Annotated in this window: 6 protein-coding genes; 5 read left to right on the top strand and 1 reads right to left on the bottom strand. The window is 74.6% G+C overall.

Features of this window, described 5'->3' with window-relative positions:
* Positions 1-43: 43 nt before the first annotated feature.
* Positions 44-2,041, bottom strand: a complete 1,998-nt coding sequence (locus ACZ4WH_RS32595) for an AMP-binding protein (protein WP_468187623.1) — start codon at positions 2,039-2,041, stop codon at positions 44-46.
* A gap of 582 nt (positions 2,042-2,623) precedes the next feature.
* Between ACZ4WH_RS32595 and ACZ4WH_RS32590 the strand changes: the two genes are divergently transcribed.
* The 5 genes from ACZ4WH_RS32590 to ACZ4WH_RS32570 all read left to right on the top strand — a co-directional run bounded on the left by ACZ4WH_RS32590 (position 2,624) and on the right by ACZ4WH_RS32570 (position 15,815).
* Positions 2,624-3,268, top strand: a complete 645-nt coding sequence (locus tag ACZ4WH_RS32590; protein ID WP_468187621.1) for an HD domain-containing protein — start codon at positions 2,624-2,626, stop codon at positions 3,266-3,268.
* 23 nt (positions 3,269-3,291) lie between these two features.
* Positions 3,292-4,242: a GlxA family transcriptional regulator gene (locus ACZ4WH_RS32585; RefSeq protein ID WP_468187664.1), complete on the top strand. Its 951-nt coding sequence runs from the start codon at positions 3,292-3,294 to the stop codon at positions 4,240-4,242.
* Positions 4,243-4,435: 193 nt separating this feature from the next.
* Complete coding sequence (locus ACZ4WH_RS32580) at positions 4,436-5,284, top strand: GRP family sugar transporter (protein ID WP_468187619.1); 849 nt, start codon at positions 4,436-4,438, stop codon at positions 5,282-5,284.
* Between the two features lie 227 nt (positions 5,285-5,511).
* Positions 5,512-11,067 carry a type I polyketide synthase gene (locus ACZ4WH_RS32575; protein ID WP_468187617.1) on the top strand — a complete coding sequence of 1,852 codons (5,556 nt, stop codon included), beginning with the start codon at positions 5,512-5,514 and terminating at the stop codon, positions 11,065-11,067.
* Positions 11,067-15,815: a type I polyketide synthase gene (locus tag ACZ4WH_RS32570; RefSeq protein WP_468187615.1), complete on the top strand. Its 4,749-nt coding sequence runs from the start codon at positions 11,067-11,069 to the stop codon at positions 15,813-15,815. Before ACZ4WH_RS32575 ends, ACZ4WH_RS32570 begins: the two co-directional genes overlap by 1 nt.
* The last annotated feature ends 38 nt before the right edge of the window (positions 15,816-15,853 follow it).

The raw sequence follows: 15,853 nt of genomic DNA, 5'->3' as shown, positions 1-15,853 counted from the left end.
GAACGGTGAGACCTTCGGTCCAAGAGGTCGGTGCTTGCGCTGTTCAGCCGTTGTCGCTCCGGGCGATCAGACCGGCGACCTGCTCTTCGTCCACGGTGAGCGGTCTGCTCTCCAGCAGCGCGGCCAGCTTCGCGACGGTCGAGGCCTGGAAGAGGTCGCCGGTCGTGACCCGCACCGGCAGCTCCGCCTCGATGCGGACGGCGAGTTGGGAGAGGAGGAGGGACTGCGCCCCCGACGCGAAGAAGTCGTCGTGGACACCGACCTCCTCCTGGCCGAGCAACTCCGCCCAGATGCCCGCGATCAGGGCCTCCAGCGGCGTACGCGGAGGAACGGCGGCCTGCTCGCCGGATGCCGCCGCCGTACCCTCGGGCCGCCAGCCGCCCACCCGCGACAGGGCTTCGGACAGATACGCCTCGCGCGTCGCGCGGCGCTGGATCTTGCCACTGGAGGTCTTGGGGATGGTCCGGGGCGGGATCAGCACCAGCTCGTGCAGGTCCGCCTCGCACTCCTCGCGCACCGCCCGGCGGGCGGCGAGTGCGACGGCCTCCGTGTCCGCGCCGTCCGCGACCTCGAACACCAGGACCAGCTGCTCCTCGCCGTCCACGGGAACCGTGAAGGCCGCGCCGCATCCGGGGCGCAGGGCGGGGTGGCTCCGCTCGGCGGCGCCCTCCACGTCGTGCGGATACACATTGCGGCCCCGCAGGATGAGCAGATCCTTCAGCCGGCCCGTGACAGCGAGCGCGCCCTCCACGTCCAGGGCCCCAAGATCCCCGGTGCGCAGATAGGGGCCACGGCCGTCCGGCAGCGTGGCGCCGAACAGCGCCGTGCTCTCGGTGGGACGGCCCCAGTAACCCGCCGAGACGCTCGGTCCCGACACCCAGATCTCGCCGACCTGCCCGGCCTCGGCCGGCGCCAGTGTGGCGGTGTCCACCACGACGACGGACTGATCGCCACGGGCGGTCCCGCAGGCGATCCGGGACACACCCTCGACCGGGAAGCGGCGCACGCTCTCGCCGACCGGATCGGCGGTCACCAGCAGGGTGGCCTCCGCCAGGCCGTAACTGGGACGGAAGGTACCGGGATCGAAGCCGGCCGGGGCGAACCGCTCCGAGAACCGCTCGACCGTCTCCACGCGCACGGGTTCCGCACCATTGACGGCCGCACGCCAGGAACTCAGATCGAGCGACGCCCGCTGTTCGTCGTCGATCTTCCGCAGACACAGTTCGTATCCGAAATTCGGGGACGGACTGATCGTGCCCCGGTGCACGGAGATCGCTTTCAGCCATCGATAGGGCTTCTGAAGGAAATGCAGGGGTGCCATCAGAATGCCTGGGAATCCACCGTAAAGGGGCTCCAGGATGGCGCCGATAAGCCCCATGTCGTGATACGGGGGAAGCCAGCTCACCATGACGTCGTGAGCGGACCCCGCAAAGGCCTGATAGATGGCTTCCAGATTGTGGATGAGGTTCGCGTGCGTCAGCATGACGCCGCGCGGAAGCCGGGTCGAGCCGGAGGTGTACTGGAGAAAGGCGAGGTCCTCGGACGCCGCGGCGACCGGCCGGGCGTCGGCCGCGAGCCGCCCGCCCGCCTCCGGGGCGCCGGTGTCCAGAGCGTCGGTCGCGAGCCACTCCAGCGGGGCGTCCAGTGCCGACTGGGCGATCGGCAGCAGATCCTTCGTGGTCAGGGCGATGCTCGCGCCGGCGTCGGCGATGATGGCATCCAGTCGGCCGAGGCCGCGCGCGTCCTGCGGCGGGTAGGCCGGTACGGCCACGACGCCCGCGAGCAGACAGCCGAAGAACGCGGTGATGTAGTCGAGGCCCGGGGCGAAGAGGAGCAGCGCCCGCTCGCCCCGCCCGTGCCGAGCGCCCAGCGCGTCGGCCACGTCGGCGGCCGCCGCGTACAGCTGCCGGTAAGTGATCCGGCGTTCGTCGTCCTCGCCGTCGGCGAGAAATACGTATGCGGTGGCGTCTGGCTTTTCTAATGCTCTGTCCCGAAGTATATGAACAAGAGTAGGGGGTGTCGGCGACGAGATTGCGGGCATACTGACCGCCCCTCCGGACGCGATAAGACCGTTTCGTTCAGCTACCTGCTGGCCGCACGAGGGGCAACACTAAAACCAGGTCCAGGCCACGTCAATCCGGTGGTAGGTGCCGTGGACATTGGTCGCCGATATTCTGCCACCGGAGCCGGTGGGCGGATCTTGGCGAAACATTGCGGCGGTGTTTCGCGGCGCGCGGCGGGGAGGCGTACGGCGTTCCGGAGCGGCAGATCGGGAGGGGGTGGGCGCAGTGCCGTTCCCGCAGGCAGGGGTGGCGATCGGCGCGCAGGGCGCGGGAGTCTCCCCTGTCGCTCCGCTCTCGCCGCGCCACCTCGCCGGGCGCGCGTCCGGTGTGGTCCGCGCGTCGGGGCGACGCGGGATCTTGTCTGAAACATGACAGGAAACGGGGGTGGTTTCGGTCGGTCGCGCCTGCGTGCGCATGGGAGGGAGGGGTGCCTTCGCCGGCGGATGTCCAGATCTGTGGGATGCCTGTCCCCATGGACATGGTGCCGCCCGGTTCCGCGGAACGACACTGAGGTCACGGCGCCGTTGCGCGCATACGACTGGCAGACATGAGGTGCAAGGATGGCTGACGAGTCCCTGGCCGGCCGAGTCACCGTGCCCGACACCAAGCTCGCCCGGGAGGCGACGCAGCTGGTGCGGGACGAGACGAGCGACCTGATCTACCACCACTCGCGCCGCGTCTATCTGTTCGGCGCGCTACAGGGCCGCCGACGCGACCTCGGCTTCGACCCGGAACTGCTGTACATCGGCGCCATGTTCCACGACCTCGGTCTCGGTGCGCGCTTCCACGACAGCGGCCGGCGCTTCGAGGTCGACGGGGCGGAGGCGGCCCGGCGGTTCCTGCGGGACCATGACGTGCCCGAGGACAGCATTCGCCGCGTGTGGACGGCGATCGCCCTGCACACCACGCCCGGCGTCCCGGAGTTCATGGGACCCGAGGTGGCGCTGGTCACCGCCGGTGTGGAGTACGACGTGCTGGGCATCGGATACGAGGACATCGCCCCCGCCGACCGCGCGGCCGTCGTCGCACTGCACCCCCGCCCCGACTTCAAGCGGCAGATCCTGGAGGCCTTCACCGAAGGCATCCGGCCCAAGCCCGAGACCACCTTCGGGAACGTCAAGGCCGACGTCCTGGAGCACTACGTACCAGGATTCGAGCGAGGTGACTTCGTGCGGACCATCCTTGAGTCGCCGTGGCCGGAGTGAGCGCCACGCGCCCGCGGCATGTCGTGGCCGTGCTGACCTTCCCCGGGGTCCAGCTGCTGGACGTGGCCGGACCCGCGGAGGTCTTCACGACGGCGAACGCCTACGGGGCCCGGTACGACGTGCGGATCGTGTCCGCCGCCGAAGGGCCGGTGGCCACCTCCGCGCAGGTACGGCTGGACGCCGGCGGCAGCTGGGAGGAGCTGCCGGCGCAGCTCGGAACGCTCGTGGTCCCGGGACGGCGGGAGTGGCGCGAGGCCGTCGCCGACCCGGCGCTGGTGGCCGGCACGGCGGCACTGGCCGGGCGCGCCCGCCGCGTGACCTCCGTGTGCGCCGGCGCCTTCATGCTGGCCGCAGCCGGATTGCTCGAAGGGCGGCGGGCCGCCACGCACTGGCGACCGGCCCGGGAACTGGCGCTCGCCTATCCCGACGTGACCGTGGAGACGGACGCCCTGTTCGTCCGTGACGGCAACGTCGTCACCTCGGCCGGAGTGACCGCCGGCATCGATCTCGCCCTGGCCCTGGTCGAGGAGGACCACGGCCCCGACGTGGCCCGCGAGGTCGCCCGCGAGCTGGTGGTCTTCATGGCGCGCCCGGGTGGTCAGTCCCAGTTCAGCGCGCGGCTGACCCTGCGCGAGTCGGCGCACCCCGCCGTCCGGCGGATCATGGACTTCGTCGGCGCCGATCCGAGCGCCGACCATGACCTGACCGCCCTGGCGCGCCGGGCCGGGGTGAGCGTACGTCACCTGAGCCGGCTCTTTCGTGCGCACACCGGGATGACGGTCGGCCGCTACGCCGAGTCCATCCGCCTCGAAGCGGCCCAGGCTCTCCTGGAGGCGAGCAGCGAGCCCGTCGACACCGTCGCGGCACGAGCGGGCTTCGGCTCGGCCGAGGCGATGCGGCGGGCCTTCCAGAACGCACTGGGCATCTCACCGACGGTCTACCGGGCCCGCTTCCGTACGACCGCCCCCGGGTGAGCCCGAAAGCATGCCCTCCGGCGGCGCACACGACGTTCTCATGACGAGGCCGGCACCCCCTGACCCCGAACGCCCGCCGGGGTCAGGCGAGTTGTCATCATGACCAGGATTCCGGGTAGGGCCGTCGGTATGGCTGTGTGCGCCGATGTCCCGCCGTCCCGGGAAGGTCTGCCGCTGTCGGTGGGGCGGGCCCGTGGGTGAGGCGCCGGCGCTGGCCTCCGCGCTCTGCTTCGGTCTGACCCACTTCGTGAACGGACTCGTCTCGCGCAGGAGCGACGGCATCACCGTGGCCCTCTACGCACAGCTCGCCGGTACCGCGGTCGCGGTGGTGCCGGCGCTCGCGTCCTCCGGTGACGGGACGGCGGGTGACTACTGGTTCGGGGCGCTGTCGGGCGTCGGTACGGGCGTCGGCGTCGCGTTCCTGTACCGGGCTATGTCACAGGGGCAGATGAGCGTCGTCGTACCGGTCAGCGATGTGGGGGCCGTCGCCCTTCCCGTCCTGGTGGGGGTTGCCTTCCTCGGCGAACGGCCGGCCGCCGTCGCCTGGGTCGGGATCGCCGTCGCCGTACCGGCGCTGTGGCTCGTCGCGCAGGCCGCGGGGCCGCGCACGGACCGCCGTACCGCCGTGCCGGTGACCGCGGGAGTGCCCGCCGCGCTGGCCGCGAGCGCCGGCTTCGGGGTGCAGTTCCTGGCGATGGCGCAGGTGGGCGCGGACGGTGGCCTGTGGCCCGTCGTCGTCAGCCGCGTCGCGTCCGTGGCGGTGATCGCCGTGGCGCTCGTCCCGTACCGGGCCCCGGTGACCATGCCCGGCCGGCCCGCGACGGCGGCCGCCATGGGCGGTGCGGTCGGGACGGTGGCCATCATCCTGTATCTCGCCGCCACGCGGCACCAGTTGATGGCCGTGGCCACCGTGCTGTCCGCGCTCTACCCGGCCATCCCGGTGCTGCTCGCACTGGCCTTCCTGCGCGAGCGGCTCACCCGCCGGCAGACCGCCGGACTGCTGTGCGCCGCCGCCGCCATCGCGCTCATCGCCCTGCGCTGAACCCCGTACCGAAGCGGCACCGCCAGGTGAGATCCGCCGTTCGTCGTGCCGCGTGATCCCGTGGGGACCCCTTAACGACGGCAGGGGTCCCTGGGGGCTGTAGGGGTGTCCTGCGTCATCGGCCCCTGCCTAGCCTCCGACAGCGGAGGGGAAGCGGACCGGAAACCGTCCGGAGGCGATCCGCACGGCCGAGGCCCTCACTTCGATCTCGATCGGATGGCGCGCTGGTGAACAACGAAGAGCAACTGCTCGACTATCTCAGGCGGACGACCGCGGATCTGCGGGAGGCGCGGCGACGGCTGCGCGAGAACGAGCAACGCGCACACGGCCCCATCGCCGTCGTCGGCATCGGCTGCCGCTACCCGGGCGGCGTCACCACCCCCGAGGACCTGTGGGAGCTGGTCGCGACGGGCACCGACGCGGTCTCGGACTTCCCCGCCGACCGCGGCTGGGACGTGGACGCCCTGTACGACCCCGACCCGGCCCGGCCCGGCAAGACCTACGCCCGCACCGGCGGATTCCTGCACGACGCCGCCGACTTCGACCACGACTTCTTCGGCATCAGCCCTCGCGAGGCCCTCGCCATGGACCCGCAGCAGCGGCTGCTGCTGGAGACCTCGTACGAGGCCTTCGAGCGGGCCGGCATCGTCCCGGCCTCCCTGCGCGGCAGCCGTACCGGTGTGTTCGCCGGCGTGATGTACAACGACTACGCCACCCGCCTGACCTCCGTCCCCGACGACCTCGACGGCTACCTCGCCAACGGAAGCGCCGCCAGCATCGCCTCCGGGCGCGTCGCCTACACCTTCGGCCTCGAAGGCCCGGTGGTCACCGTCGACACCGCCTGCTCCTCCTCCCTGGTCGCCCTGCACTGGGCGGTGCGGGCGCTGCGTTCGGGGGAGTGCTCCCTCGCCCTGGCCGGCGGCGTCACCGTGATGTCCACCCCGGAGACGTTCATCGACTTCAGCCGGCAGCGCGGACTCGCGCCGGACGGCCGCTGCAAGGCGTTCGCGGCGGCGGCCGACGGCACCGGCTGGGGCGAGGGCGCCGGCATGCTGCTGCTGGAACGACTCGCCGACGCCCGGCGCAACGGGCACCCGGTGCTCGCCGTCATCCGGGGCAGCGCGGTCAACTCCGACGGCGCCAGCAGCCGGCTGACCGCCCCCAACGGCCCGTCCCAGCAACGGGTCATCCGGCAGGCCCTGGCCGGTGCCGGGCTCACCGCCGCCGACGTCGACGTGGTCGAGGCGCACGGCACCGGCACCTCGCTCGGCGACCCCATCGAGGCGCAGGCGCTGCTCGCGACGTACGGCCGCGAACACCCCGCCGACCGGCCGCTGCTGCTCGGGTCGGTCAAGTCCAACCTCGGGCACACCCAGGCCGCCGCCGGTGTCGCGGGCGTCATCAAGATGGTGCTGGCCATGCGGTACGGCGAGGTGCCGCCCACCCTTCACGTCGACGCCCCCACGGACCAGGTGGACTGGAGCGCGGGCGCCGTCGAACTCGCCCTGGAGCGGCGCCCGTGGCCCGCCACCGGACGGCCCCGCCGCGCCGCCGTCTCCTCCTTCGGCATCAGCGGCACCAACGCGCACGTCGTCCTGGAGCAGGCACCCGCCGATCCGGCTCCGGCCGATCAAGGTCCCACCGATCCGGCTACGGCCGATCAGGCTCCCGCCGAGGACCACATCAACGCGCCGGTCAGGGAAGGCGGTTGCGTCCCCTGGATCGTCACCGGCCGCACCCGGCAGGCCCTCACCGCCCAGATCGCGCGCCTGCGCGACCACGTCGACGCGCGCCCCGGCGCCCGACCGGCCGACCTCGGGCTGTCGCTGGCCACCACCCGCGCCCACTTCGAGCACCGCGCCGTCGCGGTCGGCCGGGACACCGGCGAACTGCTCGCCGGGCTCGCCGCCGCGACCCCGCTCACCCCCGCCGGCGGCAGGACGGCCTTCCTGTTCACCGGGCAGGGAGCGCAACGGCTCGGCATGGGCCGGGCCCTGCACCGGGCCTTCCCGGTGTACGCCGAGGCCTTCGACGCGGTGTGCGCGCTCGCCGACCGGGGCCTGGACCGGCCGCTCGCCGAAGTGATCGACACCGACGCCGAGTCGCTGACCCGGACCGACTACGCGCAGACCGCCCTGTTCGCCACCGAAGTGGCCCTGTACCGCCTGCTGGAGTCCTGGGGCGTGACCCCCGACTTCCTGGCCGGCCACTCCGTCGGCGAACTCGCCGCCGCCCACGTCGCCGGGGTGCTGTCGCTGCCGGACGCCGTCCGGCTCGTGCTCGCGCGCGGCACCCTGATGGCCGCCCTGCCCGCAGGCGGCGCCATGGCCGCGCTGCGTGCCGGTGAGGGCGAGGTCGCCCCCCACCTGGACGACCGGGTCGCCGTCGCCGCCGTCAACGGCCCCCGGTCCGTGGTCATCTCGGGTGCCGAGGAGGCCGTCGACGCCCTCGCCGCCCGCTTCGGGAAGAGCAAGCGGCTGACGGTGTCGCACGCCTTCCACTCACCGCTGATGGAGCCGATGCTCGCCGACTTCGCCGCGGTCGCCGCCACGTGCTCCTTCTCGGAGCCGCGCATCCCGATCGTCTCCACGCTCACCGGCGCCCTCGCCGACCCCGGCCGGCTGACCACCCCGGGTTACTGGGTGGACCACGTCCGCGGGACCGTCCGCTTCGCCCCCGCCCTGACCACCCTGCACGAACTGGGCGCCCGGGCGTTCCTCGAAGTCGGCCCCGACGCGGCCCTCACCGCCCTGGCCGTGGACTGCCTGCCCGAGGACAGCGTGACCGTCCCCGGGCTGCGCCGCGACGGCGACGAGGAACGCGACCTGGTCACGGCCGTGGCGCGGCTGCACGCGGCCGGCACCGCCGTGGACTGGCCGGCGTTCTTCGCCCCGCACGGCGCCCGCCGCACCGAGCTGCCCACCTACGCCTTCCAACGCGAACGCCTCTGGCTGGAGGCCACCGCCGCCGGCGGCGACGCCGACGGCCTCGGGCAGAGCGCCACCGGGCATCCGCTGCTGACCGCCGCGACCGACCTGCCCGACACCGGGGGAGCGGTCCTCACCGGCCGGCTCTCCCTCGCCTCCCACCCGTGGCTGGCCGACCACGCCGTGCACGGAACCGTGCTGCTGCCCGGCACCGGCTTCGTGGAGATGGCCCTCCAGGCCGCCGAGCGCACCGGCTGCGACACCGTCGAGGAACTCACCCTGCACGCCCCGCTGATCCTGCCCGAGCAGGGCGCACTCGCCGTACAGGCCGCCGTAGGAGCCGAACGGGACGGACGGCGGGAGCTGACCGTCTGGTCCCGGCGCGCCGACAGCCCCGACGCCCCCTGGACCCGCAACGCCGCCGGCGTCCTCACCACCGCACCCGCCGACGCGGCGCACCCGGCCGCCCTGACCGACTGGCCGCCCCGGGACGCCGAACCCGTCGACCTGGACGGCCTGTACCCCGGCCTGGCCCGCACCGGTTACGGCTACGGCGAGGTCTTCCAGGGTCTGCGCGCCATGTGGCGTCGCGGGGACGAGTTGTTCGCCGAGGCGGCACTGCCCGAGGGCGCCCGCGCCACGGCCGCCTCGTTCGGCGTCCACCCGGCGCTGCTGGACGCCGTCCTGCACGTCAACCTGCTGGACCTGCCCGGCGGCCAGGCGGTGCTGCCGTTCGCCTGGGGCGGCGTCACCCTGCACGCGGCGGGCACCGACACCCTGCGCCTGCACCTCGCCCCGTCCGGCGCCGAGGCCGTCAGCCTCACCCTCGCCGACGCCGCCGGAGCGCCGGTCGCGACCGTGCGCAGCCTCGTGGCCCGACCCGTCTCCGCCGAACAGCTCGCCGGGGACGGCGACGACCCGCTGTACCGGGTCGACCTCGTCCCGGCACCGGTCCCGGCGACCGCCGACCTCCCTGCCCTGGCCGTCTGCGGATTCGGCGGCGCCGGCTCGGGCGACACCGAGGTGGACGGCACCGGTCCGGGCGACAGCGGCGTGGGCGAAACCCGCGCGGGCGACACCGGCGTGACGGAGGCAGGCACCTACGACACCGCCCTCGACGCCCCCCATCACCCCGACCTCGCCGCGCTCGTCACCGCCGGCCCCCTGCCCGACCTCGTCGTCCTGCCCGTACCGGCCGCCCCCGCCCCCGTGCCGGACCTGCCCGCCCTCGTCCGCGACCGGGTCAACGCCACCCTGGACACCCTCCGCGCCTGGCCGGCCGACGAGCGCCGGGCCGGCAGCCGGCTCGCCGTGCTCCTGCGGACCGGGGACCTCACCCACGCCCCGCTGTACGGACTCGTACGCGCCGCCCAGGCCGAGAACCCCGGCCGGTTCCTGTTGGTCGACAGCGACGGCAGCGCCGCCCCGGGCCCCGCCCTCGCCGTCGCGCTCGCCGCCGGTGAGCCGGAGGTCGCGGTGCGGGACGGCGAGGTGCGGGTGCCACGGCTGGCCCGTGCCAAGCCCGGCGGCCCGGTCGCCTGGGACCAGGACGGCACCGTCCTGATCACCGGCGGCACCGGTGGCCTCGGCGCCCTCATCGCCCGTCATCTGGTCACCGAGCACGGCGTACGGCGCCTGCTGCTGGCCGGCCGGCGCGGGGCGGACGCGCCGGGTGCGGCCGAACTCCGCGAGGAGCTGGCCGACTCGGGTGCCGAGGTGACCCTCGCCCGCTGCGACGCCGCCGACCGGGCCGACCTGGCCGCGCTGCTCGCCGCGCACGAGGTGCGGGCGGTGGTGCACGCCGCCGGTGTCGTCGACAACGGCGTGCTGGCCACCCTGGACGCGGACAAGGTCGACCGGGTGCTGCGGCCCAAGGTGGACGCCGCCTGGAACCTGCACGAACTGACCCGCGACACGGACCTGTCGGCCTTCGTCCTGCTGTCCTCCACGGCCGGCCTGCTGGTCGGCGGCGGCCAGGCCAACTACGCCGCCGCCAACACCTTCCTGGACGGTCTCGCCGCCCACCGCCGTTCGCTCGGCCTGCCCGCCGTCTCCCTCGCCTACGGCCTGTGGTCCGGCTCCGGCGGCATGAGCGCCGGCATCGACGCCGCCGACCTGGAGCGGCTGCGCCGGCTCGGCCTGCCACCGCTCACCCCGGCCCAGGGACTGCGCACCTTCGACGCCGGCCTCGGTGGCGAGGACGCCGTCCTGGTGCCCGTACGCCTGGACGCCGCCGCCGTGCGCGCCCGGCCGGACGGCGTACCCGCCCTGCTGCGCGGCCTGGTGCGGCCGGCCCGGCGGCGCGGCACTGAACCCGCGGCGGGCGCCCCCGCCGGCTCCTGGCGCGAGCGGCTGGCGTCGCTGCCGGACGCCGACCGGGACCGCGCCCTGCTGGAGCTGGTCCGCACCCATGTCGCCGCCGTCCTCGGGCACCCCTCGCCGGAGTCGGTCGACCCGGAACGCGCCTTCCAGGAGATGGGCTTCGACTCGCTCGCCGCCGTCGAACTGCGCAATCTCCTCGCCGGCGCCACCGGCCTCACCCTCCCGGCGACGCTGGTGTTCGACCAGCCCACGCCGCGCGCCCTCGCCGGCCACCTCAAGACCGCGCTCGTGCCCGGACCGGCCGACCAGGCCCGCTCCGCGCTGGCCGAACTGGACCGTCTCGAAGCCGCCCTGCACGCCCTGCCCGACCAGGACGGCAGCCACGCCCGGGTCACCGCGCGCCTCGAAGCGCTGCTGCGCGGCTGGCAGGACAGCCACGCGCGCCCCACCGAGCCCGGGTCGCCGGCGGACTTCGGCGACGCCAGCGACGAAGAACTCTTCGCCAGGATCGACAACGAACTGGGAGCCCTGTGATGGAAGACTCGGCCACGGCCGGCAAGCTCCGCGACTACCTCAAGCGGGCCACGACCGAGCTGGAGCGCAGCCGCCGCCGCGTACGGGAGCTGGAGGAGCAGGACCACGAGCCCGTCGCCATCATCGGCATGGGCTGCCGTTACCCCGGCGGCGTGCGCACGCCGGAGGACCTGTGGCGCGTCGTCGACGAGGGCATCGACGTCGTCACCGAGTTCCCCACCGACCGCGGCTGGGACGTCGAGGCGATCTACGACCCCGAGCCCGGCGCCCCCGGCAGGACCTACGTCCGTCACGGCGGCTTCCTGCACGACGCCGCCGAGTGCGACCCGGCCTTCTTCGGCATCAGCCCCAAGGACGCCCCCGGCACCGACCCGCAGCAGCGGCTGCTGCTGGAGGTCACCTGGGAGGCCTTCGAGCGGGCCGGCATCGACCCCACCACGGTGAAGGGCACCCCGACCGGTGTCTTCGTCGGCCTGATGCACCACGACTACATCGGCGGCACCATCTCCGGCAGCATCGTCTCCGGCCGCATCGCCTACACCCTCGGCCTGGAGGGACCGGCGGTCACCATGGACACCGCCTGCTCCTCCTCCCTGGTCGCGCTGCACTCGGCGATCCAGTCCCTGCGCAAGGGGGAGTGTTCCCTGGCGCTGGCCGGCGGCGCCGCCGTCATGGCCAGCCCCGAGATGTTCATCGAGTTCAGCGAGCGCCGCGCGCTGTCCCCGGACGGCCGCTGCCACTCCTTCTCCGACGACGCGGCGGGCGCCGCCTGGGCCGAGGGCGCCGGCATGCTGCTCGTGGAGCGCCTGTCGGACGCCCTGCGCAACGGCCACGAGGTGCTGGCCGTCGTCCGGGGCTCCGCCGTCAACCAGGACGGCGCCTCCAACGGCCTGACCGCGCCCAGCGGTCCGGCCCAGATCCGTGTCATCCGGCAGGCCCTCGCCGACGCCCAGCTCGCCCCGCACCACATCGACGCGGTCGAGGCGCACGGCACCGGCACCACGCTCGGCGACCCCATCGAGGCGCAGGCCGTCATCGCCGCCTACGGGCAGGACCGGCCGGAGGGCCGACCCGTCTGGCTCGGCTCCATCAAGTCCAACATGGGCCACCCGCAGGCCGCCGCCGGGGTCGGCGCCGTCATCAAGATGGTCATGGCGATGCGCCACGGCACCCTGCCCCGCACCCTGCACGTCGAGAAGCCGTCCGCCGCCGTCGACTGGAACGCGGGCGACGTCCGGCTGCTCACCGAGCCCCGCCCCTGGGACACCCCCGACGGCCGCCCGCGCCGCGCCGGTGTCTCCTCCTTCGGCATCTCCGGCACCAACGCCCACACCATCCTGGAGGAGGCGCCGCCCGTCGGGACGGACGGGGCGCCGGCGGAGCGGGCCGCGCTGCCCGTCGTACCGTGGGTGCTGTCCGGCAAGGGTGCCGACGCCGTCCAGCGGCAGGCGGAGCGGCTGCTCGCCGTCGCCGGTGACCTCGACCCGTACGACGTCGGGTACTCGCTGGCCACCACGCGCACCGTGTTCACCCACCGGGCCGCCGTCACCGGCCGCGACCGGGACGAGCTGCTGGCCGGTCTGCGCGCCGTCGCCGACGGCAGCCAGGCCGCCGTCGTGGCCCCCGAACCCGGCCGGCTCGGCGTCCTGTTCACCGGCCAGGGCTCGCAGCGGCCCGGCATGGGCCGCACCCTGCACGCCGCGTTCCCGGTGTTCGCCGCCGCTTTCGATGAGATCTGCGCCGCCTTCGACGCCCACCTGGACCGGCCGCTGCGCGAGGTGATGTTCGACCAGGACACCGACCCCGCCCCGCTGCACCGGACCGTCTACACGCAGGCCGCCCTGTTCACCTTCGAGACCGCCCTGTACCGGCTGCTGGAGCACTGGGGCATCCGCCCGGACCTGCTCGCCGGGCACTCCATCGGCGAGGTCGTCGCCGCGCACGTCGCCGGCGTCCTGGACCTGCCCGACGCGGTCGCCCTGGTCGCCGCCCGTGGCCGGCTGATGCAGGAACTCCCGGCCGGCGGCGCGATGGTGTCCCTGCTGGCCGCCGAGGCCGAGGTCACGCCGCTGCTCACCGACGGCGTCGACATCGCGGCCGTCAACGGCCCGCGCGCGGTGGTCGTCTCGGGTGACGAGGAGGCCGTGGCCGCCGTGGCCGCCCGCTTCGACAAGACCAAGCGGCTGACGGTGTCCCACGCCTTCCACTCCCACCGCATGGACCCCATGCTCGACGCGTTCCGCGAGGTGCTGGCGGGCCTCACCTTCCACGAGCCCCGCCTGCCGGTCGTCTCCAACGTCACCGGCCGCCCGGCCGACGAACTGACCTCGCCCGACTACTGGGTGCGGCACGTCCGCGAGGCCGTCCGCTTCCACGACGGGGTCACCGCGCTGGCCGCCGAGGGCGCCACCCGCTTCCTGGAGGTCGGCCCCGACGCGGTGCTCTCCACCATGGCGCAGGACGTCGTACCGCACGTCATCGCCGCCCAGCGCCGTGACCGCGCCGAGGACGCAGCCCTCGTCGACGCCGTGTGCCGCCTGCACCTGACCGGCACCGGCCCCGACTGGAGAGCCGTGTTCGCCGGGGGCCGCAAGGTCGACCTGCCCACCTACCCGTTCCGCCGCGACCGGCACTGGGAGGACGCCCCCATCCTCCAGGCCGAGCGCGCCGCGGCGGCCCGTGCGGGCGGCGACGGCGCCGACCCGTTCTGGGAGCTGGTCCGGGACCAGGACGTGACCGCCGTCGCCGCCACCCTCGGCGTCGCCGACGAGACCTCCGTCGCCGCCGTCGTACCCGCCCTGGCCGCCTGGCACGAGCAGCGGCGGGCCAACGCCGCCGCCGACGGCTGGCGTCACCGCGTCGCCTGGGAGCCGCTGGCCCCCGCCGCCACCCCCGCGCTCGGCGGCCACTGGCTGGCCGTGGTCCCGGCGGCCGACGACCCGTGGACCACGGCCGTCCTGACCGGGCTCGCCGACCAGGGGCTGCGCCTCGACACCCTCACGGCACCGGAGACGGCCGACCGTGCCGCGCTGGCCGGGCTGCTCGCCGGCCGGGGCGGCGTCGACGGTGTGCTGTCCCTGCTGGCACCGGCCACCGAACTCACCGCGACCGCCGCCCTCGTGCAGGCCCTCGGCGATGCCGGCATCACCGCGCCGCTGTGGTGCGTCACCCGCGACGCCGTCGCCCACGGCACGGCCCCCGCCGTCACCGGCTTCGCCCAGGCCCCGGTGTGGGGCCTCGGCCGGGTCGCCGCCCTGGAACACCCCGACCGCTGGGGCGGCCTGGTCGACCTGCCCGCCGAGATCGGTCCGCGGACCGTCGCCCGGCTGGCCGCGCTGCTCGGCGACGCCGGCGGCGAGGACCAGGTCGTCGTGCGCGAGTCCGGCGCCTACGGCCGCAGGCTGGAGCACGCCCCGGCCCGCGCCGGCGCCCCCTGGAAGCCGTCCGGCACCGTGCTGGTCACCGGGGCCACCGGCGCCGTCGGCGCGGCCGTGGCCCGGTGGCTCGCCGCCGAGGGCGCCGACCACCTGCTGCTCACCTCCCGCCGCGGCACGGACGCGCCCGGCGCCGCCGACCTCGTCCGCGAACTCACCGACGCGGGCACCCAGGTGACCCTCGCCGCCTGCGACGTCGCCGACCGGAAAGCGCTGGCCGCGCTGCTGGACTCCGTACCGGCGGAGCACCCCCTCAGCGCCGTGCTGCACCTGGCCGGCGTCCTCGACGACGGCGTCCTGGACGCGCTCACCCCCGACCGGTTCGCCCGGGTGCTCGCCCCGAAGGCCGACGCCGCCCGCCACCTGCACGAACTCACCGCGGACCGGGACCTGTCGGCGTTCGTGCTGTTCTCCTCCCTGACCGCCACCGTCGGTGGCGCGGGGCAGGCCAACTACGCCGCCGCCAACGCCTTCCTCGACGCCCTCGCCGAGTACCGGCGCGCCGCCGGGCTGCCCGCCACCTCGATCGCCTGGGGACCGTGGGGCGGCGACGGCATGGCCGCCCACGGCACCGTCCGCTCGTCCGCCCGCGCGATGGGCATGTCCCTCCTCGACCCCGACCGCGCGCTGACCGCGCTGCGCCGCGCCCTGGACGGCGGCGACACCACCGTCACCGTCGCCGACGTCGACTGGTCCGTGTTCGCGCCCGCGTTCACCGCGACCCGGCCCAGCGCCCTGCTGTCCGAGCTGCCCGAGGCGCGGCGCGGCACGGCCGCGCCCGCCGAGGCGGGCGCGGCCGACGGCTTCGCCGAGAAGCTGGCCGGCCTCACCGGCGGCGAACGCGAGCGCGCCCTCCAGGAGCTGGTGTGCGGCCAGGCCGCCGCGGTCCTCGGCTACGGCGGCGCCGACGCCGTCGAGCCCACCACCGCCTTCCGCGACCTCGGCTTCGACTCGCTCACCTCCGTCGACCTGCGCAACCGGATCAGCGGCGCCGCCGGGGTGCCGCTGCCGGCCACGCTCATCTTCGACTACGCCACCCCCGCCGCCCTCGCCAAGCACCTGGGCACCGAACTCGCGGGCGCCGACACCTCCGTGGACTCGGTCCTCGCCGACCTCGACCGGGTCGCGGCCCGGCTCGGCGACCTCACCGCCGAGGACATCGAGCAGGGACGGATCACCGCCCGCCTCCAGTCACTGCTGGGCGACCTGAACAAGACCCTCGGCCAGGACGCCGCCGCCGTCGCCGGACGGCTGGAGGAGGCCTCCGCGGACGACGTCTTCGCCTTCATCGACAACGAACTCGGCTCGGCGTGACCCCACCCTCCCACGACACCCCGGCCCCACCGCAGTCC

It is taken from the genome of Streptomyces sp. NPDC029138, assembly GCF_055564375.1.
This window is presented reverse-complemented; position numbering and strand designations above follow the sequence as displayed.